General features: G+C 52.5%; 22 protein-coding genes. 13 read left to right on the top strand and 9 right to left on the bottom strand.

The annotated features are described in order from the left end of the window. Window positions 1-33 precede the first annotated feature (33 nt). A complete protein-coding gene (locus ACESOH_RS09735) occupies window positions 34-501 on the bottom strand; it encodes a threonine/serine exporter family protein (RefSeq protein ID WP_084703497.1) in 468 nt (155 codons plus the stop codon). A 1-nt stretch (window position 502) separates the two neighbouring features. Continuing rightward, window positions 503-1,291, bottom strand: a complete 789-nt coding sequence (locus tag ACESOH_RS09730) for a threonine/serine exporter family protein (RefSeq protein ID WP_032093748.1) — start codon at window positions 1,289-1,291, stop codon at window positions 503-505. Between the two features lie 153 nt (window positions 1,292-1,444). Between ACESOH_RS09730 and proB the strand changes: the two genes are divergently transcribed. Then, window positions 1,445-2,557: a glutamate 5-kinase gene (gene proB / locus ACESOH_RS09725; protein ID WP_032093749.1), complete on the top strand. Its 1,113-nt coding sequence runs from the start codon at window positions 1,445-1,447 to the stop codon at window positions 2,555-2,557. 134 nt (window positions 2,558-2,691) lie between these two features. On the opposite strand, the gene bamJ is transcribed toward proB, so the two are convergent. Then, window positions 2,692-3,324, bottom strand: coding sequence for a BamJ family beta-barrel-assembly machinery protein (gene bamJ / locus ACESOH_RS09720; RefSeq protein ID WP_373100958.1), 633 nt, complete (start codon window positions 3,322-3,324; stop codon window positions 2,692-2,694). A 22-nt stretch (window positions 3,325-3,346) separates the two neighbouring features. Then, the gene (asd, locus tag ACESOH_RS09715) at window positions 3,347-4,231 is read right to left on the bottom strand and encodes an archaetidylserine decarboxylase (protein WP_373100956.1); all 885 of its coding nucleotides are present in this window, start codon (window positions 4,229-4,231) and stop codon (window positions 3,347-3,349) included. A gap of 142 nt (window positions 4,232-4,373) precedes the next feature. On the opposite strand from asd, the gene bioA reads away from it, so the two are divergent. From bioA to bioD, 5 genes are read left to right on the top strand one after another with little or no spacing between them, the layout of a single operon-like run. Then, entirely contained in the window at window positions 4,374-5,672 is a 1,299-nt protein-coding gene (gene bioA / locus ACESOH_RS09710; protein ID WP_373100955.1) for an adenosylmethionine--8-amino-7-oxononanoate transaminase, read from the top strand. After that, window positions 5,665-6,825 carry an 8-amino-7-oxononanoate synthase gene (locus ACESOH_RS09705; RefSeq protein WP_373101026.1) on the top strand — a complete coding sequence of 387 codons (1,161 nt, stop codon included), beginning with the start codon at window positions 5,665-5,667 and terminating at the stop codon, window positions 6,823-6,825. Before bioA ends, ACESOH_RS09705 begins: the two co-directional genes overlap by 8 nt. After that, complete coding sequence (locus tag ACESOH_RS09700; protein ID WP_373100954.1) at window positions 6,822-7,478, top strand: pimeloyl-ACP methyl esterase BioG family protein; 657 nt, start codon at window positions 6,822-6,824, stop codon at window positions 7,476-7,478. The genes ACESOH_RS09705 and ACESOH_RS09700 overlap by 4 nt, the downstream gene beginning before the upstream one ends. Further along, window positions 7,478-8,224 carry a malonyl-ACP O-methyltransferase BioC gene (bioC, locus tag ACESOH_RS09695; protein ID WP_373100953.1) on the top strand — a complete coding sequence of 249 codons (747 nt, stop codon included), beginning with the start codon at window positions 7,478-7,480 and terminating at the stop codon, window positions 8,222-8,224. Before ACESOH_RS09700 ends, bioC begins: the two co-directional genes overlap by 1 nt. A gap of 22 nt (window positions 8,225-8,246) precedes the next feature. After that, window positions 8,247-8,894: a dethiobiotin synthase gene (bioD, locus tag ACESOH_RS09690; RefSeq protein WP_373100952.1), complete on the top strand. Its 648-nt coding sequence runs from the start codon at window positions 8,247-8,249 to the stop codon at window positions 8,892-8,894. Window positions 8,895-9,147: 253 nt separating this feature from the next. Here the strand turns inward: bioD and oppF are convergent, their stop codons facing one another. The 5 genes from oppF to ACESOH_RS09665 all read right to left on the bottom strand — a co-directional run bounded on the left by oppF (window position 9,148) and on the right by ACESOH_RS09665 (window position 14,757). Further along, a complete protein-coding gene (gene oppF, locus ACESOH_RS09685) occupies window positions 9,148-10,149 on the bottom strand; it encodes a murein tripeptide/oligopeptide ABC transporter ATP binding protein OppF (RefSeq protein ID WP_373100951.1) in 1,002 nt (333 codons plus the stop codon). Beyond that, entirely contained in the window at window positions 10,146-11,138 is a 993-nt protein-coding gene (locus ACESOH_RS09680) for an ABC transporter ATP-binding protein (RefSeq protein WP_373101025.1), read from the bottom strand. The genes oppF and ACESOH_RS09680 overlap by 4 nt, the downstream gene beginning before the upstream one ends. 22 nt (window positions 11,139-11,160) lie before the next feature. Beyond that, window positions 11,161-12,072 (bottom strand): oligopeptide ABC transporter permease OppC, encoded by a 912-nt coding sequence (gene oppC, locus ACESOH_RS09675; RefSeq protein ID WP_032093034.1) that lies wholly within the window; start codon window positions 12,070-12,072, stop codon window positions 11,161-11,163. Between the two features lie 30 nt (window positions 12,073-12,102). Then, entirely contained in the window at window positions 12,103-13,023 is a 921-nt protein-coding gene (gene oppB / locus ACESOH_RS09670) for an oligopeptide ABC transporter permease OppB (protein ID WP_032093033.1), read from the bottom strand. Between the two features lie 84 nt (window positions 13,024-13,107). Further along, window positions 13,108-14,757 carry an ABC transporter substrate-binding protein gene (locus tag ACESOH_RS09665; protein WP_373100950.1) on the bottom strand — a complete coding sequence of 550 codons (1,650 nt, stop codon included), beginning with the start codon at window positions 14,755-14,757 and terminating at the stop codon, window positions 13,108-13,110. 263 nt (window positions 14,758-15,020) lie between these two features. Between ACESOH_RS09665 and yceD the strand changes: the two genes are divergently transcribed. The 7 genes from yceD to hybO all read left to right on the top strand — a co-directional run bounded on the left by yceD (window position 15,021) and on the right by hybO (window position 21,150). Then, on the top strand, window positions 15,021-15,545 hold the full coding sequence (gene yceD, locus ACESOH_RS09660) for a 23S rRNA accumulation protein YceD (protein ID WP_032093031.1): 525 nt from the start codon (window positions 15,021-15,023) through the stop codon (window positions 15,543-15,545). Window positions 15,546-15,562: 17 nt separating this feature from the next. Next, window positions 15,563-15,733, top strand: a complete 171-nt coding sequence (rpmF, locus tag ACESOH_RS09655; RefSeq protein ID WP_032093030.1) for a 50S ribosomal protein L32 — start codon at window positions 15,563-15,565, stop codon at window positions 15,731-15,733. 22 nt (window positions 15,734-15,755) lie between these two features. After that, window positions 15,756-16,790, top strand: coding sequence for a phosphate acyltransferase PlsX (plsX, locus tag ACESOH_RS09650; protein WP_373100949.1), 1,035 nt, complete (start codon window positions 15,756-15,758; stop codon window positions 16,788-16,790). 33 nt (window positions 16,791-16,823) lie between these two features. Beyond that, window positions 16,824-17,774 carry a beta-ketoacyl-ACP synthase III gene (locus ACESOH_RS09645; protein ID WP_032093028.1) on the top strand — a complete coding sequence of 317 codons (951 nt, stop codon included), beginning with the start codon at window positions 16,824-16,826 and terminating at the stop codon, window positions 17,772-17,774. A gap of 151 nt (window positions 17,775-17,925) precedes the next feature. Further along, window positions 17,926-18,864: an ACP S-malonyltransferase gene (gene fabD / locus ACESOH_RS09640; RefSeq protein ID WP_373100948.1), complete on the top strand. Its 939-nt coding sequence runs from the start codon at window positions 17,926-17,928 to the stop codon at window positions 18,862-18,864. Between the two features lie 30 nt (window positions 18,865-18,894). Continuing rightward, window positions 18,895-19,623, top strand: coding sequence for a 3-oxoacyl-ACP reductase FabG (fabG, locus tag ACESOH_RS09635; RefSeq protein WP_373100947.1), 729 nt, complete (start codon window positions 18,895-18,897; stop codon window positions 19,621-19,623). 378 nt (window positions 19,624-20,001) lie between these two features. Next, window positions 20,002-21,150 (top strand): hydrogenase 2 small subunit, encoded by a 1,149-nt coding sequence (gene hybO, locus ACESOH_RS09630; protein ID WP_373100945.1) that lies wholly within the window; start codon window positions 20,002-20,004, stop codon window positions 21,148-21,150. Window positions 21,151-21,153: the final 3 nt, after the last annotated feature.

Below are 21,153 nucleotides of genomic sequence, written 5' to 3'. Positions count from 1 at the left end.
TGTCTCTCTGTCTGTCTTGATTACGGGCTCTTACTATACCACAGGTTTCTGACGATAGAACAATAATCCCGGCAATGCCAGGCCGAAAACGATGGCGCCCAGAATAAACCCGGTTTTGATAAAATAGTCAATCATTTGCGTGAACAGCTGATCGGAAAAGCCGTAATGGTGAATCTGTACGATGGCGATCATCGCTTTGTAGGCATAGACGCCGGGGATCATCGGGATAATGGCGGCGACGGTGAACACTTTCGGGTGTGCCAGATAGCGGTGCGAGAGCTGCACGCCGATAAAGCCGATCAGGCTGGCGCCTAAAAAAGTGGCGAAGACCAGTGGCATATCGAAATGCACCAGCAAGGTGCGCAGCCCGTGTCCCAGCGCGCCTAAAATCGCGCAGTATTTCAGCGCTTGCGGCGGCACGTTGAAAACCAAAGCAAACCCGACGGCGGGAATGGCGGCGAAGAACATATCGTCGGCTAAGTGCAGTAATAATTCGATCATCTTAGCGCCCCCAACTGGTGATGTTCAGCAGACTGAGGGCGAACACAATGCCCAGACAGGCGCCGAACGTCAGAATGGTGGCGATGGTCCAGCGCCCCAGTCCCATATTGACATGCCCTTTCAGAATATCCGCCAGCGAGTTAATCAGCGGAAAACCGGGCACCAGCAGCAAAACGCTGGAGGCCAGTGCGATTTGCGGATCATTGCCGAGGTGATATTTTAACGCCATGCCCGAAATGATTGAGGCGACAAAGGCGGTGATGGAAAAGACGATCAACGGATTGTAATGACGCTGGGCAAGGCTTTGCCGCACATACATCGCGCCCGCCGCAGCGAAAAAGGTGATCAGCGAAATCAGCGCATCGCCGCCGGATAAATGGGCAAAGCTGGCGCAGGACAGCCCGATCATCAGCACCACGAAATAGCGGTTGTATTTCAGCGGTTTGATCCGCGCCAGACGTTCGCGCACCTGATGAATGCCGTAAATTTTATGTTCGGCGGTAATCACCACGCGCTGCACTTCGGTCACCACCTGCATATTAATGCCTTTGTCCGCGTTTTTGCGCGCGGTGGTGATACAGTGTCCCTGATATAAGGTGGTCAGGATCACCGCGTTCGGCGTCAGTGCGCATTCCACGCTGTCCATCCCCAGCGCCAGCCCCAAACGGTGCGCCATTTGCACCACGATAGTGCTTTCCGCGCCGTATTGCAGCAGCATTAAGGCGACCTGAACACACAGCCGGGTCACTTCGCGCTGGTGTTGGGCACTTTGTTCGCATTGTGTTTCCATTATCCGATCCCATGACGATAAACTCGCTTTTATTATATTCACTTGATAAAAATAAAATTTGTTCTAAGTCATGGAAGTGCGGTGGAAATCGGATGATTTTTTAACTTTTTAATGCTAATTTATGGCGACGCTTAATTCACAGAACGCAAAATCATGGAAAATGTAACAAATCAGAAAACGATCGTGGTGAAATTCGGTACCAGCACCTTAACTCAGGGTACGCCGAAATTAAACCGCCCGCATATGATGGAAATCGTACGGCAGATTACGCAGCTGCATCGCGCCGGTTTTCGGATGATTATCGTCACTTCCGGCGCCATGGCGGCCGGGCGGCATTATCTGGCTCACCCGCAACTACCGCCGACCATTGCCTCAAAACAATTGCTGGCCGCGGTGGGGCAAAGTCAATTAATCCAAACCTGGGAACAATTGTTCGCCATTTATGATATTCATATCGGGCAGATTTTGCTGACCCGCGCCGATATTGAAGATCGCGAGCGTTTTTTAAATGCGCGCGACACCCTGCACGCGCTGCTGGATAATCACATTATTCCGGTGATTAATGAAAATGACGCGGTGGCGACGGCGGAGATCAAAGTCGGCGATAATGATAATCTGTCGGCGTTGGTTGCCATTTTGGCGCAGGCGGAGCAACTGTATTTACTGACCGACCAACAAGGCCTGTTCGACAGCGATCCGCGCAAAAATCCGGCGGCGCAACTGATTCCGCAAGTGGAAAAAATTACCGATCATATTCGTGCTATCGCCGGCGGCAGCGGCACTCATCTGGGGACCGGCGGGATGTCCACCAAGGTGATCGCCGCGGATGTGGCTACCCGTTCCGGGGTGGAAACCATTATTGCGCCGGGCAATCGCGCCAATGTGATTGTGGATTTGGCCTATGGCGAGTCGATCGGCACCCGTTTCTGCGCGCAGACCGATCATCTGGAAAGCCGTAAGCAATGGCTGTTTGCCGCGCCTTCCGCCGGCACGCTGATTATTGACGACGGGGCGGAAAGTGCGGTGCTGATTCAGTATAAATCCTTATTACCGGCGGGCATTGTGGCGGTGGAAGGGCGTTTTTCGCGCGGCGAAGTGGTGAAAATCTGTACCCGCGGCGGAAAAGCGATTGCCTTGGGGATGGCGCGTTATAACAGCGACGCGTTATCGTTAATCAAAGGGCGAAAATCGCAGGAAATCGAACAAATTCTCGGCTATGAATATGGCGCCGTGGCGGTGCACCGCGACGATATGATCGTGCTTTAGCGCGGATGGCGGGCAGATTAAAGGGAGCAATAATTTTCGGGATTGAAAAAGAACGCAGAATGTTTGCCCGCGGTTAAGTTTGTCGTAATTTGAAAAGTGAAAAAGCAGCGCGGGCTGCTTTTTCGTTGTGCGGTTTACAGAATATCAAGTAATTCCACTTCGAACACCAGCGTGCTGAACGGCGGAATAGAGGCGCCGGCGCCGCGTTCGCCGTAGGCTAATTGATGAGGAATGGTCAGTTTCCATTTTGAACCGACCGGCATCATCGAGAGCGCCTCAACCCAGCCGGCGATGACGCCGCTGACCGGAAATTCCGCCGGTTGACCGCGTTGCACCGAACTGTCGAACACGCTGCCGTCGATTAAGGTGCCGGTGTAATGCACGCGCACCTGATCCTGACGGCTCGGCACCGCGCCTTTGCCTTCCACCAATACTTCATATTGCAGGCCGCTGTCGGTGATCTGTACGCCGTCTTTTTTCGCATTTTCCTCAAGGAATTGCTTGCCGGCTTCTTCAACCTGCTTGAACTGCGCCTGAGCGGCTTGTGCTGCCTGTTGCTGCAATTGTTGTAACGCCTGACCGACTTGGTTTAAATCCAGAGCCGGCGCATTGCCGTTTAGGGCGTCATAAATGCCTTTTGCCACCGCTTCGGCCTTGACCGCCAGTTTGCTGTCGATCAACTGCTGGCCGATTTGTAAACCGATGCCGTAACTGCCTTTGGCCGAGACATCATCTAAACTGATTTGTGCAAAAAATTGTGCTGTCATTATTTTTCCTTATGGTTAAAAATTATTTTTTATAGCCTAATACTTCGCCGACGCGCACCGGCACATCCACGCTCAGATTATCCGCCAGTACAACCCGGCCGGATTGAAACAGATTGATAACCGTCGAACCCAGCTGAAACGCGCCCATTTCTTGTCCTTTGGTGAATGTTATTGCGCTTTCACCTTCGTAAGTCCAGGTTTTCACCTCTTTTGCGCGCGGCGGATTAATCACGCCCGCCCAGCTGGTGCTGATGCTGGCGGTGATGGTGGCGCCCACCAGAATCTGCACCATTGCACCGAACGGCGTATCAAACAGGCAGATTACCCGCTCATTACGGGCAAACAGATTAGGCACATGTTCCGCTAAAAACGGATTGACCGAGAACAGATCGCCCGGAACATAAATCATTTTGCGTAATGTGGCATCGCACGGCATATGCACGCGGTGATAATCGCGCGGCGATAAATAGGTGGTGACGAACTCGCCGTTTTTAAAGGCCTCGACCAATGTCTGATCGCCCGCCAGTAAATCTTCCAGCCGGAAATAATGCCCTTTCGCCTGCAATAATAAATTGTCATCAATATGCCCCAGCTGGCTGATACGGCCGTCCGCCGGCAGGCAAAGTGCGGTCGGATTTTGCTCGATTTTTCGCGCATCGTCCGCCAGCGGGCGAATAAAAAACGCGTTAAAACTGGCATAATCGCTAAATTCGGTTTTGGCCGCTTCCGCCATATTGACACCATATTTTTTGGCGAAAAGTTTAATCACCCAATGGGTCACCGCGCCCCATTGCTGCTTGGCAAACCAGCCCGCCAGACGGGTTAAATAAAGCTGCGGCATCACATATTGAAAGGCGATTTTAAGGCGCTGCCAGTAATCAGGTTGTTTTTTTTCAGCGTTATACATAACGATTCCCTCAATGAAATTTGAGTTGGGATTATAACAACTTATTTCACTTGTGCAACGGCAAGCCGAATGCCTTGCCTTGGCGGCGAAATCGCGGTAGGGTAGCCTGTTTAAAAAAATCAGGGAAAATCGAACCGCACTTATGAACGAACAGGATTTACTGCAACTGGATAAACAACACCTCTGGCATCCTTATGCCGCGATGGATTCTGACATGCCGATGTATGCGGTGGAACGCGCCGACGGTGTGATGATTACGCTGAAAAACGGTCAGCGCCTGATCGACGGCATGTCATCTTGGTGGGCGGCGCTGCACGGTTATAATCACCCTGCGCTCAATCAGGCGGCGGCCGCGCAGCTGGCGAAAATGAGCCATATTATGTTCGGCGGTTTTACTCATGATCCGGCGGGCGAGCTGGCGCAGCGTCTGGTTAAGCTGTTGCCCGACGGGCTGGATAAAATCTTTTTTGCCGACAGCGGCTCGGTGGCGGTGGAAGTAGCGATGAAAATGGCGTTGCAGTATCAGCAGGCCAAAGGCGAGGGCAAACGCGGCAAATTCGCCACCATTCGGGCAGGTTATCACGGCGATACCTGGCATGCCATGTCGGTGTGCGATCCGGTTACCGGCATGCACCAACTGTTTTCCGCCTGCCTGCCGGTGCAGTATTTTCTGCCGCAGCCGCAAACGGCGTTCGGCAAGCCTTGGAACGAACAGGATATGCAGCCGCTGCGCGATTTATTGGCGCGGCACGGTGAGGAAATCGCCGGCTTAATTCTGGAACCGGTGGTGCAGGGCGCCGGCGGAATGTATTTCTATTCGCCGCGTTATCTGGAAAACGCCCGCGCCTTATGCGATCAGTACGGCGTATTGCTGATTTTCGATGAAATCGCCACCGGCTTCGGGCGCACGGGCAAACTGTTCGCCACCGAATATACCGCGATAACGCCTGATATTATCTGTCTGGGCAAGGCGCTGACCGGCGGTTATATGACCCTTTCCGCCACCGTGACCACGCAAACGGTGGCACAGACTATCTGCAATGGTGAGGCGCAATGTTTTATGCACGGCCCGACTTTTATGGGCAATCCGCTGGCATGTGCCATCGCCTGCGCCTCGATCGATTTACTGCTGGCCAGCGACTGGCAAACCAAAGTCCGTCATATCGAACGTCAGCTGAAAGCCGAACTGGCGCCCGCCGCGCGGTTTAAATCGGTGCGAGAGGTCCGCGTTCTGGGGGCGATCGGTGTACTTGAGATGAAAGAACCTGTTAATATAGCGCGGCTACAGCCCGAATTTGTCGCCAAAGGTATTTGGCTGCGGCCTTTCGGACGCTTGGTTTACATTATGCCGCCGTTTATTATTACAACGGAACAGTTATCCCGCCTGACCGGCGGCTTGCTGGCGGTGATCAGGGACGTTTATCATGAATCATGTGACTGATTTTTATCAGGAATTAACGCATTTACAGGAAATCGGACAGTTTCGTCGTCTGCCCGAATTGAACCATTGCGGACGCTATATCGAACAGGACGGGCGCCGCATGCTGAATCTGTCTTCCAACGATTATCTGGGGCTGGCGAACGACAGCGCCTTAAAACAGGCGTTTTTTGCCCGATACGCGGAAGCATTACCGCACTTAACCTCATCTTCCTCCCGTTTATTAACCGGCTCCTTTCCCGCATATCAGCAGCTGGAAACCCTGCTCGCCCAGCGTTTTCAGCGCCAAAGCGCATTGCTGTTCAACAGCGGTTATCATGCTAACATCGGGATTTTACCGGCGATAGCGCGCAAGAAAACGCTGATCGTCGCCGATAAACTGGTGCATGCCAGCCTGATCGACGGCATCCGCTTAAGCGGCGCGGATTTTCTGCGTTACCGCCACAACGATTATGCCCATTTGGAACAGATTCTGCACAAACACCACCGCTCTTTCACGCGCATGATTGTAGTGACCGAATCGGTATTCAGCATGGACGGCGATCTGGCGGATTTAACCCGGCTGGTCGGTCTGAAAAAGCAGTTTGATAATCTGCTGCTGTATGTGGACGAAGCCCACGCCGTCGGCGTTTACGGCGAACAGGGACTGGGACTTGCCGAACCGTTGCAGTGTTGCGGGCAGATTGATTTTCTGGTCGGGACGTTCGGCAAAGCCTTGGCTTCCATGGGCGCTTATGTGGTGTGCGATCAGGTGATGAAGGATTATCTGGTGAACCACATGCGCCCGCTGATTTTTTCCACCGCGCTGCCGCCGCTGAATGTGGCATGGAGTTTATTTCTGTACCAAAAACTACCGCACTTTGCCGCCCGTCGCCGGCATCTGGCGCAGCTGAGCGATAATTTACGCCGGCATATTGCGCGCACGTTCGATGTGCCGATGCCGAGCGAAAGCTGCATTGTGCCTTATATTGTGGGCGATAACGACCGCACGGTGAAGCTGGCGCAGCGGCTGCGGCAACAGGGCTATTATTGTCTGCCGATCCGCCCGCCGACTGTGCCGCAAGGCACCTCGCGCATCCGTTTTTCATTAACCGCGGATATGACCTTTGAAGAAGTGGCGGGGCTGGCGGCCTGTCTGGAGGCTTGCGCCGGATGAAAACACAATATTTTGATTATCATGGGCAGCATTTGATCGTCTATTTTGCCGGCTGGGGAACGCCGCCGAGTGCGGTCGGGCATTTGCTTGCGCCGCAAAATTACGATGTTTTGCTGTGTTATGACTACAGTCAGCTACACTGCGAGTTTGACTTTACCGCCTATCGGCAGATTCGGCTGGTGGCGTGGTCAATGGGCGTTTGGGCGGCGGAACGGGTGATGGCGCCTTATGCGCTGACCTCCGCCACCGCCATTAATGGCACCGGGCTGCCTTGCGATGACCGCTTCGGCATTCCGCGTGACATTTTTGCCGCCACCGTGGCGGGGTTAAATGCGGCCAACCGTTTGAAATTCGAACGCCGCATGTGCGGCAATCAGCAGGCCTTCAGCGCCTACCAACAGCTTGCAGCGCGCCCTGCGCTTGCACAAATTGAGGCCGAACTGACCGCACTTTATCAGGCCTTACGGCAGGATTCGCGTACTGATCTGATTGATTGGACGCATGCGGTGATCGGCAATAAAGACAAAATTTTCCCGGCGCGGAATCAACGGCGCTACTGGCAACAGCGCTGCCCGATACGCGAAATTGACGGCGAACATCTGCTTTTCCCGCAATTTCATCATTGGGCGCAATGTTGGGATGGCACTGAATAATGGATAAGCGACGGATTCAGCAGCGTTTTAGCCGGGCGTTAGCCCATTATGATCAACAGGCGCTGGCGCAGCAGCGGATTCATCAGCGTCTGACGGCGTTATTGCCGCTAATGGAGCGGCGCGATTTTCAGCATATTCTGGAAATCGGCTGCGGCACCGGCGGGCTGACCCGACAGCTCATGCGGCATTTAAACGCACAGTGTTGGACGCTCAATGATCTGTGCGATATCGCACCGCACTTAACGCAGGTTTTGCCGCAGTCTTTTCGGTTTTATGCGGGCGATGCGGAACGGCTGCCATGGCCTGAACAATATGACTTGATTGCCGGCGCCTCGGTGGTGCAGTGGTTTGCCGATCCGGCGGGATTTATTGCCCGCTGTCAAGTGCGGTTGAAAAAACGGGGATTTTTGCTACTCAGCACTTTCGGCGCGGAAAATCTGAGCGAAATCAGGCAACTTACCGGCGTAGGATTGAATTATCCTTCGCCTGCGCAGTGGCGCCGCTGGTTGAGTGCCGGGTTTGAGCTGCTCAGCTTAGAACAGGAAAATATTGTGCTGCACTTTGACAGCCCGTTGGCCGTGCTGCGGCACCTGAAACACACCGGCGTCACCGCCACCGGCCGGCAGGCGTGGACGAAAGGCGATTTACAGCATTTTTGCCGGCAATATCAACGGCAGTTTGCCAGCGCGCACGATCAGGTGCGTTTAACTTATGCGCCGGTTTATTTGCTGGCGCGTTCGGCTTAGCGTGACAGAAAAAAGGATAAGTATGACAGCGACAGTGTTTTTTATCAGCGGTATCGATACGGATATCGGGAAAACCGTGGCGACCGGTTGGTATGCGCAAAAGCTGATGCGGCAAGGGTTTTCCGTCATCACGCAGAAGATGGTGCAGACCGGCTGCCGGGGAATTGCGCAGGATTTGCTGACCCACCGCCGCATGCAGGGCATCGTGCCGACCGAAGAAGATAAACAGGGCATTACCTGCCCCTATGTGTTCGATTATCCCTGCTCGCCGCATTTGGCGGCGGCGCGGGAGATGCGTCGGATTGAGCCCGAAATCATTGCAAAATCCACCGCACTTTTGGCGCAGAAATACGATTATGTGTTATTGGAAGGCGCCGGCGGATTGTGCGTGCCCTATAACGACAGCGAAACCACGCTGGATTATATCGCCGCCCGCGGCTACCCGCTGATTTTAGTTACGTCGGGCAAACTGGGCAGCATCAATCACACCCTGCTCAGCCTGCTGGCATGCCGGACACGCAATATTACCCTGCATGCGCTGGTGTATAATCTGTATCCGCCGGCGGATGAGATCATCAGCCGGGAGACGCAGCGTTTTTTACGCCGTTATCTGCACCAATATCATCCCGACAGCCAATTCGAAACGCTGGCGCAGCTCGAAAACGGATAAAAAAACCGACCGCACTTTGTCGCGCTGAATATGCGTTTTATGCTGTTATCTGCGCCGATATCATCCCGGCAACCAATTCGAAACGCTGGCGGAGCTTAAAAACGGATAAAAAACCGACCGCGCTTTACGGTGCTTAATGTGCGTTTTACGCCGTTATCTGCGCCGATATCACCCCGACAGCCAATTCGAAACGCTGGCGGAGTTTAAAAACGGATAAAAAACCGACCGCACTTTGCTGTGCTGAATGTGCGTTTTATTCCGCCTTAAAGCAGGCGACCAGATGGTCGGGCTGTCCTTTGAGCAGCGGTTTGTCGGCGATGCAATGCTGATCCGCCAGCGGGCAGCGGGTGCGGAATACGCAGCCGGAAGGCGGGTTGATCGGCGAGGGAAGATCGCCTTCCAGCAACTGGATCCGTTTATGGCGTTCCAGTTTCGGATCGGGAATCGGCACCGCCGACATTAAGGCTTTGGTGTAAGGGTGTTTGGTGTTGTGATAGACCTGCTGATAATCGCCCAGTTCCACCGCATTGCCCAAATACATCACCAACACGCGATCGGAAATATGTTTTACCACCGCCAGATCATGCGCGATAAAGATCAGCGATAAGCCCATTTCCCGCTGTAGGGATTTCAACAAATTCACCACCTGCGCCTGAATGGAAACATCTAACGCGGAGACCGGTTCGTCACAGATAATCAGTTTCGGCTCGACGATCAGCGCCCGCGCAATGCCGATACGCTGACATTGCCCGCCGGAAAATTCATGCGGATAGCGGTTGATGAGGTTCGGCAGCAAACCGACTTTCATCATCATGGCGCGTACCTTTTCTTTCACTTCCTGTTTGCTTAACTGCGGCTGATAAATATGGAGCGGTTCGGCGATGATGCTGCCGATGGTCATGCGCGGATTGAGCGATGCCAAGGGATCCTGAAAGATCATCTGAATGTCGCTGCGCACCTTTTTCCAGTCTTTTTCCGATTGCGTAGTCAGGTCGCGCCCCAGCCATAAGATCTTGCCTGCGCTGCTTTTAACCAAACCGATAATGGCGCGCGCCAGTGTGGATTTGCCGCAGCCCGATTCGCCGACCACGCCCAGTGTTTCGCCCTCATACAGTTGGAAAGAGACGTTATTAACCGCTTTTAAATGCTGCGGTTTGGCAAACCACAGGGATTGGCGGTTTTTTATGCTGAACTGAACGCTTAATTCGTTGACCTCTAAAATGACTTTTTTCTGTGTTTTTTTCTCGGCACTCATGATGCGTTACCTCCGGTTAATTGCGCGGCGGAAATAAAGCAGGCGCGCAGCCGCCGGTCGGGAAGTGCGCTCAGCGCCGGCGCCTGTAAACAGCTTTCCGTGGCGTAGGCACAACGCGGTTTGAACGGACAGCCGGCGGGCAGGTGCAATAAATTCGGCGGATTGCCGGGAATGGTCAGCAACGCGTCTTCCTGATTGTCCACCCGCGGCACCGCACCGATTAAACCGATGGAATAGGGATGGCTCGGGGTATAGAAAATCTGTTCCGCACTGCCGTATTCCATGGTGCGGCCGGCATACATCACCAGCACATTATCGCAGATTCCCGCCACCACGCCGAGATCGTGGGTAATCATAATAATGGCGGTATTAAATTCGCGTTTCAGTTCGTTTAGCAGAGTCATAATCTGCGCCTGTACGGTCACATCCAGTGCGGTGGTGGGTTCGTCGGCTATCAGTAATTTCGGCCGGCACAGCAGTGCCATTGCGATCATCACGCGCTGGCGCATTCCGCCGGAAAATTCGTGCGGGTACATGTTCATGCGTTTGCGCGATTCGGGCATTTTCACCGCATCCAGCATCCGCACCGATTCTTCAAAAGCGGTTTTGTGATCCATGCCTTTATGCAGCATCAGCACTTCCATCAGCTGCTCGCCGATTTTCATATAAGGATTCAGCGACGTCATCGGATCCTGAAATATCATGGCGATTTGCTCCGCCCGCAGGCGGTTAAGCTGGGCTTCCGGCAGATTCAGGATTTGCCGACCGTTAAATTTTGCCGAACCGGAAATGCGGCCGTTATCTGCCAGCAATCCCATTAGGGCGAAGGCGGTCTGCGATTTGCCCGAACCGGATTCGCCCACGATGCCGAGCGTTTCACCGGCATGCAGGGAAAAGGTTAAATTGTTCACCGCCGTGACATCGCCGTCGGGGGTGCTAAAGGTGACGCGCAAATCCTGCACGTCCAGTAATAAATTTGATGTTGTCATCATTCACTCCAACCGCGCTTGCTCAGCGGTCTTTCGGGTCGAGCGCGTCGCGCAGTCCGTCGCCGATAAAATTAAAGCAGAATAAGGTAATCACTAAGAACAGAGCCGGAAAAACCAATAACCAAGGCGCCGCTTCCATGGATTTCGCCCCGTCGTTCAACAGTCCGCCCCAGCTACTGAGCGGCTCTTGAGTGCCTAAACCGAGAAAACTTAAAAAGGATTCGAATAAAATCATGCCGGGCACCAGCAGCGAGGCGTAAACCACGACCACGCCCAATACGTTAGGCACGATATGCCGCCAGACGATTTGGCGCGCGGAGACGCCGCACACAATGGCGGCTTCGATAAATTCTTTTTGTTTCAGGCTCAGGGTCTGACCGCGCACGATTCTTGCCATATCCAACCAGGAAACCATGCCGATAGCGACAAAAATCAGGAAAATATTGCGCCCGAAAAAAGTAACCAGCAGAATCACGAAAAACATAAACGGAAAGGAATTTAAAATTTCCAGCAGGCGCATCATCACGGCATCGGTTTTGCCGCCGATATAGCCTGAGGTGGCACCGTAAAGGGTGCCCATCAGCACCGCAATAAGCGCGCCGGCGATGCCGACCAGCAGCGAAATGCGCCCACCGATCGCCACGCGTACCAATAAATCGCGGCCGGAGGCATCGGTGCCGAAATAGTGCATACTGTCCCATTCCGGTGCGATGGAAATGGCGCCGAAGTCCAGTTCGTCGTAAGGGTACGGCATCAGCATCGGGGCAAAAATTACAAATAGACTGATCAAAAACAGTACGCATAAGCTGGCAAGGGCGGCTTTATTGTGCAAAAAACGCCGCCGCGCATCCTGCCACAGGCTGCGTCCTTCAACGGTTTCCAGCTGTTCCGTGACATTTTCCAGCAACGCGCTGTCTTTTGGGTGAGTTAACATAAGGTATCCTTTTCTCTGCCTGTTGAACGGTTAATAGCGAATTTTCGGGTCGATAACCGCATATAAAATATCCACAATCGCATTAAAGGCGATAGTCAGCGCGCCGACCAGAATGGTCAGGCTCAACACGAGGGAATAATCCCGGTTTAAGGCGCCGTTAACGAAAAGCTGGCCGATGCCCGGTAAGCCGAAAATACTTTCGATCACCATGGAGCCGGTGATAATTCCCACAAACGCCGGGCCCATATAGGAAATGACCGGCAACAAGGCGGGGCGCAGCGCGTGTTTCAGCAGAATGCGGCGCATCGGCAGGCCTTTGGCTTTGGCAGTGCGGATAAAATTGGAATGCAGCACTTCGATCATCGAGCCGCGGGTAATGCGCGCGATACTGGCGATATAAGACAGGCACAGGGCGAACATCGGCATCAGCATAAATTGCAGCGCGCCGCCTTCCCAGCCGCCCGACGGCAGCCATCGCAGGGTAATGGAAAACAGCAGCACCAGCAGCGGTGCCACCACAAAACTGGGAATAACCACACCGGTCATGGCAAACGCCATAATCAGGTAATCCAGCCATTTGTTCTGCTTTAAGGCCGCAATGGTGCCGGCGCTGACGCCCAGTATCAACGCTACGATAAACGCCGAGACGCCTAATTTCAGCGATACGGGAAAGGCGGCGGATACCAATTGATTCACCGTGTAATCCTTATATTTGAAAGACGGGCCGAAATCACCGTGGGCGAGATCTTGCAGGTAAATGAGATATTGTTTATACAGCGGTTCGTTTAAATGATATTTCGCTTCAATATTGGCGATCACTTCGGGCGGGTAATTTTTCTCGCTGGTAAACGGACTGCCCGGCGCCAGACGCATCATAAAAAAGGACAGCGTAATCAGAATAAACAGGGTCGGAATCGCTTGCAGTAGCCGACGCAGAATTAATTTCAACATAATGATAATCTAAACCATAACAGGCGAAAAAGAAAAAAGTGCGGTCGATTTTAACCACGTTTTTTTGACCGCACTTAAATAACATCAAGGTTTAACCAGATAAACGTCTTTTAAATAATAGGTTTCACTCGGATGCCCCACCGCAAACCCTTTCACATAAGGTTTCACCATGCGCGGCGCAACGTAATAATACAGCGGTATCAACGCGGCGTCCTGATCTAACTGACGTTCCAGTGCGGCATAAACCTCGGCGCGTTGGGCGTCGCTTTCCTGCCGGTAGGAGGAGGCGAGTAGGTCGTCGTAGCTCTGGCTTTTATAAAATGCCGTATTGTTGCTGCTGGTGGATAAATAATAATTTAAGAAAGTGGTCGCCTCATTATAATCGGCGCACCAGCCGGCGCGGGCGATGTCGTAATTGCCCTGACGGCGCGAATCCAGATAGGTTTTCCATTCCTGATTTTCCAGTTTCACATTCACTGCGCCGGCCAGATTTTTCTTCCACAGCGAGGCGGCGGCGATGGCCAGTTTTTTGTGGTTTTCGGAGGTGTTGTATAACAGGCTCAGGGTCAGCGGATTGTTTTTATCAAAGCCCGCTTCTTTCAGCAAGGCGATGGCTTTTTCGTTACGCTCCGCCTGTGATAATGCGGCCCATTCCGGCGGCAGGATTTTTTCGCCGCCATTAATGTAAGGCGGGGTGAAACTGTAAGCGGGAACCTGTCCCTGCGCGGTGACTTTGCCGGTGATGATGTCGCGATCTATCGCCATGGATAAGGCTTTTCTCACCCGCACATCGGTAAACGGCGCTTTTTTCTGATTGATTTCATATTGATAAGTACACAGCACCGCCGGCGTATAAACTTCGTTCGGCGATTCCGCTTTTAATTTCGCGAACAGTTCTATCGGCAGTTCATGATTGGTAATATCCAGATCGCCGGCACGATAGCGTGATACGTCGGTATTTGAGGATACGATCGGATAAAACGTCAGATGAGTTAAAACGGTTTTGGCATGGTTCCAGTAGTGGGGATTCGGCACCATTTCCAGTTTTTCGTTGATAATCCAGTCGGTCAGTTTGAACGCGCCGTTACCCACGATATGATTGACATCCGTCCATTTATCGCCGAACTGTTCCACCACTTTTTGGTTTACCGGTGCCAGTACATAATGTTCCACTAATTTATCGGCATAAGGCACGCTGTCCGACAGGGTTAATTGCAGGGTATGCGAATCCAGCGCTTTTACGCCCAGTTCGGAGGTCGGTTTTTTGCCTTCGGCCACCGCATCGGAGTTTAATAATTTCAGATAGTTCAGGTAGCTGGAATAGGGTGAGGCGGTTTTCGGATCGGCTAAACGACGGAAAGAAAAAACGAAATCCTCTGCGGTGACGGGATCGCCGTTCGACCATTTACCGTCCTGGCGTAAATAGAATGTCCAGGTTTTGAAATCCGGGCTGTGTTCCCATTTTTCCGCCGCGCCGGGCAGAATATGGCCTTGTGCATCGGAAATTACCAGCGTTTCAAACAATTGGCGGGCGATCATGCCTTCCGGCGTACCGTCAATTTTATTCGGATCCAGTGAGGCGGGATCGGCGCCGTTATTGATGCGCAGCGCCTGCTTTTCCGCCAGTTCGGTACCGGCCGGAACATCCGCCGCTGCCGCGTTGTGTCCGGCAAGCAGGCCGAAAGCGGCGGTCAGTGCGAGGTGAAGAACGGTTTTCGAGGTTGTGTTTGCCATAATTTTTTCCTTTGTTATTGGGTGACAACATAATGTTTTCATTCTATTAATAAAACAAAACCATTAGGCTGTAAAGATACAAAAAATGAATTTGTGACTTAGGTAAAATAAAACCTCAGGGCGGCCGGTATCTGTTTTTGAACGGGTAAGCGGCAAAATAACGGCGATGAAATCCGTGCCAGTGAATTGCTGCCGCGGATTGCGCGTAAAAAATGATAATTTCCTTTGACTAATCGGCGATCAAAAGGTAATATTCACGCCCTATGCAAAAGGTAAAACTACCCCTAACTACTGATCCGGTAAAAGATGCGCAGCGCCGATTGGATTATGACGGTTATTATGCCGCCGCCCGCCTGACGCGTCTTACAGAATCGGTAAGTAAAGTGCTCAGCGATGCACAGGTTACATTATCGTTTTTCATTGATCCGCAAAAATTAGTGGTGATGAAAGGTCGGGCAACGGTTGAGGTCGAATTGGTATGTCAGCGTTGCAACAAGCCTTTTGTACAAACACTGAGCTGTGATTTCTGTTATAGTCCTGTGGCTAATCTGGATCAGGCCGATGAATTACCGGAAATTTATGAACCGATTGAATTCAATGAATTCGGGGAAATAGATTTAGTCGGTACGGTGGAGGATGAATTGATGTTGAGTCTTCCGATTGTGCCGATGCATTCATCTGAACACTGTGAAGTGTCCGCGCACGAACAGGTTTTTGGCGCCTTGCCTGAAGAATTGGCAAACAAACCGAACCCGTTCGCTGTATTAGCTAGTTTAAAGAAAAAGTAAATTTAGGAGTATAGCCAATGGCTGTTCAACAAAATAAAAAATCCCGTTCACGTCGTGATATGCGTCGTTCACATGATGCGTTAACCACTGCTGCCTTATCCGTTGATAAAACCAGCGGCGAAACACATTTACGTCACCATGTAACTGCCGACGGTTACTATCGCGGTCGTAAAGTGATCAATAAGTAATCCGTTACTTAAAGGTAATCACTTGAGTCGTCTAACCCTGGCGTTAGATGCGATGGGCGGGGACATTGGTCCCCGTATTACTATCCCCGCATCAATAAAAGCGTTGGAAAAAGACCCAACGCTCTCTTTATTATTGTTCGGCGACAGCCAGCAAATCAATCCGTTACTTCACTCCGTACCCGATCATTTAAAACAGCGTTTAACGCTTTGCCATTGCGCGCGCGAGATCGAAAACACACAGGGCCTGGCCTATGCGCTGCGCCGCAGCAAAGGAACCTCCATGCGTCTGGCGATCGAAGCCGTACAGAAAGGCGAGGCGCAGGGTTGCGTCAGTGCGGGTAATACGGCGGCGCTGATGGGGCTGTCTAAAATTATTTTGCAGCCTTTACCGGGGATTGAACGTCCGGCATTGATTTCCATGATCCCGACCATGACCGGCGAGCGCAGCGTTATGCTGGATTTGGGCGCCAATATTGAGTGCAGCGCGGAAAATCTGTATCAATTCGCCATTATGGGCTCAATTTTCGCCGAGAACAGTCTGGGGCTGGTTTTTCCGCGCATTGCCTTGCTGAATATCGGCATTGAGGAAATCAAGGGTTACAAGTCTATCCGTGATGCGGCGGAGATGCTTAGCCGCAATACCGGTTTAAATTATATCGGCTTTATCGAAGGCGATTTGCTGCTCAACGGCAAGGCCGATGTGATCGTGCATGACGGTTTTGTCGGTAATGTGGCGTTAAAAACGCTGGAAGGGGCGGCAAAAAATGTTATTACGTTGTTTAAAGGCAACGCCACATTAAATAAAACCAATCATCTTTTAAAACCGCTTTTCACCTGGCTGATGAAAACACTCTTTTTAAAAGGCAGTTATCAGCGTTTAAAACAGATTAACCCCGACCAATATAACGGGGCGTCGCTGGTCGGTCTGACTGCCGTGGTGGTAAAAAGCCACGGCGGTGCGAATGTCGATGGTTTCGCTTATGCCATCGCCGATGCCGCGTTGCAGGTTCGTCAGCAGATTCCGGCGAAAATTTTAGCCGGTTTAGCAAAATATTAATAAACAGACTTTATAAACTAAGCCGAGATTGTTATGTATAGTAGAATTTTAGCTTCCGGAAGTTATTTACCGGCACAAATCAGAACCAACGCCGATCTGGAAAAAATGGTGGAAACCTCGGACGAATGGATCACCACCCGTTCCGGCATCAAAGAACGCCGCATTGCCGCGGCGGATGAAAGCGTGGCAAGTATGGGATTTACCGCCGCCAAGCGCTGTCTTGAAGCGGCGCAGCTGGCGCCCGACGATATTGAGCTGATCGTGGTCGCCACCACCAGCAACAGCCACGGTTATCCGAGTGCGGCCTGTCAGATTCAGGGCATGCTGAATATTGCCGATGCGATATCTTTTGATCTGGCGGCGGCCTGTACCGGTTTTGTGTATGCGTTAAGCGTCGCCGATCAGTTTATCCGCAGCGGCCGGGTCAAAAAAGCCTTAGTGATCGGCGCGGATCTGAATTCGCGCAATCTGGACGAAACGGATCGCAGCACCGTGGTCTTGTTTGGTGACGGTGCCGGGGCGGTGATTCTGGAAGCCTCCGCACAGGCGGGGGTGATTTCCACTCATTTGCATGCATCGCCGGATACTAAAAACATGCTGAGCCTGCCGTACCCGCAGCGCGGACAGGCGCAATCGGGCTATATTCAGATGCAAGGCAACGATACGTTTAAAGTGGCGGTGCGCGAACTGGCGAGTATTGTGGAAGAAACTCTATCGGCCAACCAGCTGGCAAAAGGCGATATCGACTGGCTGGTGCCGCATCAGGCCAATTTGCGGATTATTTCCGCCACGGCGAAAAAACTGGATATGCCGATGTCGCAAGTGGTGGTGACGCTGGATCGGCATGGCAACACCAGTGCCGCCAGCGTGCCGATTGCATTGGATGAAGCGGTGCGCGACGGGCGGATTCAGCGCGGACAGCTTTTGCTGCTGGAAGCCTTCGGCGGTGGTTGGACTTGGGGTTCCGCGTTAGTGCGATTTTAATTAATCTGCTAAAATCAGCGGCAAGACAGCAAAAAGTGCGGTTATTTTTACCGCACTTTTCGGCATAACGCGCTTGCCGCGCCATATCAAATAAAAAGATACCGAACATCATCATGCTCGGAAAAAAACAGAACAACTAAAGGAAATGACAATGAAAAAATTCGCAATGGTTTTTCCGGGACAAGGCTCGCAGAGCGTCGGTATGCTGGCGGAGCTGGCCGCCGAATTTCCGCTGGTGGAAGACACGTTTAAACAGGCCTCCGAGGTGCTGGGCTATGATTTATGGCAGCTGGTACAGCAAGGGCCTGCCGAAGCGCTGAACAAAACCTGGCAGACCCAGCCGGCGCTGTTAACCGCATCCGTGGCGATTTTCCGGGTTTGGCAGGAAAAATACCCGCAGTTTACGCCGGCGCTGATGGCGGGGCACAGTCTGGGCGAATATTCCGCCTTGGTATGCGCCGGCGCGCTTGATTTTCAAGATGCGGTGAAACTGGTGGAACTGCGCGGTAAATTAATGCAGCAGGCGGTACCGGAAGGCAGCGGCGCCATGTATGCGATTATCGGTCTGGATAATGAAAGCATCATCAACGCCTGTAAAGAAGCGGAACAAGGCGAAGTGGTCTCCGCGGTGAACTTTAATTCGCCGGGACAGGTGGTGATTGCCGGCGCGAAAGCGGCGGTGGAACGCGCGGCGGCCGCCTGTAAAGCCGCTGGTGCGAAACGGGCGCTGCCGCTGGCGGTCAGCGTGCCTTCGCATTGTGCGTTAATGAAGCCGGCGGCGGATCAGCTGTCGGTGTCGCTGGAAAGCATCGCCATCAAAGCGCCGCAAATTCCGGTGATTAACAATGTGGATGTGAAAATCGCCGGCGAAACGCAGGAAATTCGCACCGCACTTGTGCGCCAGCTTTACAGTCCGGTGCGCTGGACGGAAAGCGTGGAGAAAATGGCGCAAAGCGGGATTGAAGTGTTGATTGAACTCGGCCCGAACAAAGTGTTGACCGGTTTAACCCCGCGTATCGTGAAAACATTACAGGCGCAGGCGGTCAATGATGTTACATCATTGGCAAACGCACAGGCATTATTAGCATAAAAATGATTGATTAAGATAAAGGAGAATCTCATGCAGGGTAAAATTGCATTGGTTACGGGCGCAACCCGCGGTATCGGCCGCGCGATTGCAGAAGAACTGGCGGCTAAGGGCGCCTTTGTGATCGGCACCGCGACATCGGAAAAGGGAGCGGACAGCATTTCCGCGTATTTGGGCGAAAAAGGCAAAGGGCTGGTGCTGAACGTGGCGGACGCAACCTCCATTGATGACGTGCTGGCGCAGATCAAAGCGGCGTTCGGCGATATTGATATTCTGGTTAATAATGCCGGCATTACCCGTGATAATCTGCTGATGCGCATGAAAGATGACGAGTGGCTGGATATTCTGCAAACCAATCTGACCTCGGTGTTCCGTTTATCCAAAGCCATGCTGCGCAGTATGATGAAAAAACGCAACGGCCGGATTATCACTATCGGTTCCGTCGTCGGCTCAATGGGCAATCCGGGACAAACCAACTATTGCGCCGCCAAAGCCGGGCTGGTTGGTTTCACTAAAGCGCTGGCGAAAGAAGTGGCGGCGCGTGGCATTACGGTGAACGTGGTGGCGCCCGGCTTTATTGCCACGGATATGACGGAAGTGCTGAGCGACGAGCAGAAAGCGGGAATTTTGTCTAATGTTCCGGCCGGCCGTTTGGGCGAACCGCAAGACATCGCCAAAGCGGTGGCGTTTCTGGCCTCGGATGACGCCGCTTATATTACCGGCACTACGCTGCACGTTAACGGCGGGCTGTATATGGCATAATGCCTGAAACGGTCAATGAAGTTAGGTTTAAGCGGGGTTTCCCGCTTTTTTATTGCCCGCAATTCTACTGATTTTGTCTTTTTTTATACCGCACTTTTTGTCGTGTTTTTATACCGCACTTTCGTTGTATTTTTATACCGCACTTTTTGTCATGTTTTTGTACTGCACTTTGGGGCTGTTCGTCCCGTCCGATTATGGCTTTGGTTTATTGTTATTAATGAGAATAATTCTCAAAAATGTTAACAAAACTACCTATTTGTAAGTATTTTGTAAATATATTGTTGTTTATGATAGAGATCAATTTATTTTCAGGCAAACAGGAGTAAGATGCGGCAATCGGAAAAGCCATATAAATTATAGGTGAATATGGAGCGCACTATGAATAATCAATTGGACGGTATCTTCTCACTGAACGAGGTGAGCCGCCGGGATTTTATGAAATTATGTACCGCCATGGCGGCGACGATGGGACTGAGTAGCAAAGCCGGCGCGGAAATCGGCGCGGCGCTGACCGATCCGCAACGGCCGCCGGTGATCTGGATCGGTGCGCAGGAATGTACCGGCTGTACCGAATCGCTGCTGCGGGCGACCCATCCGACGCTGGAAAATCTGGTGCTGGATGTGATTTCGCTGGAATACCACGAGGTGTTATCCGCGGCGTTCGGCGAACAGGCGGAAGAAAACAAACATAACGCGATCCATAAATACAAAGGAAAATATGTGCTGGTGGTGGACGGTTCCATTCCGCTGAAAGACGGCGGCGTGTATTGTATGGTGGCCGGCAAACCGATTGTCGAACACATTAAAAACGCCGCCAAAGACGCCGCCGCCATTATTGCGATAGGTTCCTGTGCGGCTTGGGGCGGCGTGCCGTCAAGCGGCGGTAACCCGACAGGTGCGGTCAGTTTAGCGGAAGTTTTACCGGGCGCGCAGGTGATTAACATTCCGGGCTGCCCGCCGAATCCGCATAATTTTTTAGCCACAGTGGCGCATATCATCACTTATAAAACTCTGCCGGCCATGGATGCGCAAAATCGTCCGCTGTTTGCCTATGACCGTCTAATTCATGAAAACTGTTATCGCCGACCGCACTTTGATGCGGGGCGCTTTGCACGCGAATACGGCGATTACGGTCATCGCCACGGCTGGTGTCTGTATCATCTCGGCTGCAAAGGCCCGGAAACCTACGGTAACTGTTCCACGCTGGAATTTTGTGATGTAGGCGGCAATAACTGGCCGGTGGGCATCGGTCATCCCTGTTACGGCTGCAATGAGAAAGGCGTCGGCTTTACCAAAGGCATTTTTCAGCTGGCTTCGGTGGAAAACCCGACGCCGAGAGTGGACAAACCCGATGTCAATAATACCGAAGGCAGCGGCGCGTCGCTGACGGCAATCGGCTTGCTGGGCGGTGCGGCGGCCGTACTTGCCGGCGTCACGGTGGAAACCCTGCGTGAGCTGACCAGCCAGCGTAAAGCCAACAAAGCCAAGGACGCCCCGGCAACGAAAGACACACCGGCGGATAAATAACCA

It is taken from the genome of Necropsobacter rosorum, assembly GCF_964241405.1.
Taxonomy (GTDB): Bacteria; Pseudomonadota; Gammaproteobacteria; order Enterobacterales; family Pasteurellaceae; genus Necropsobacter; species Necropsobacter rosorum.
The sequence above is the reverse complement of the archived record's forward strand: the minus strand, read 5'-3'. Positions and strand labels throughout refer to the sequence as shown.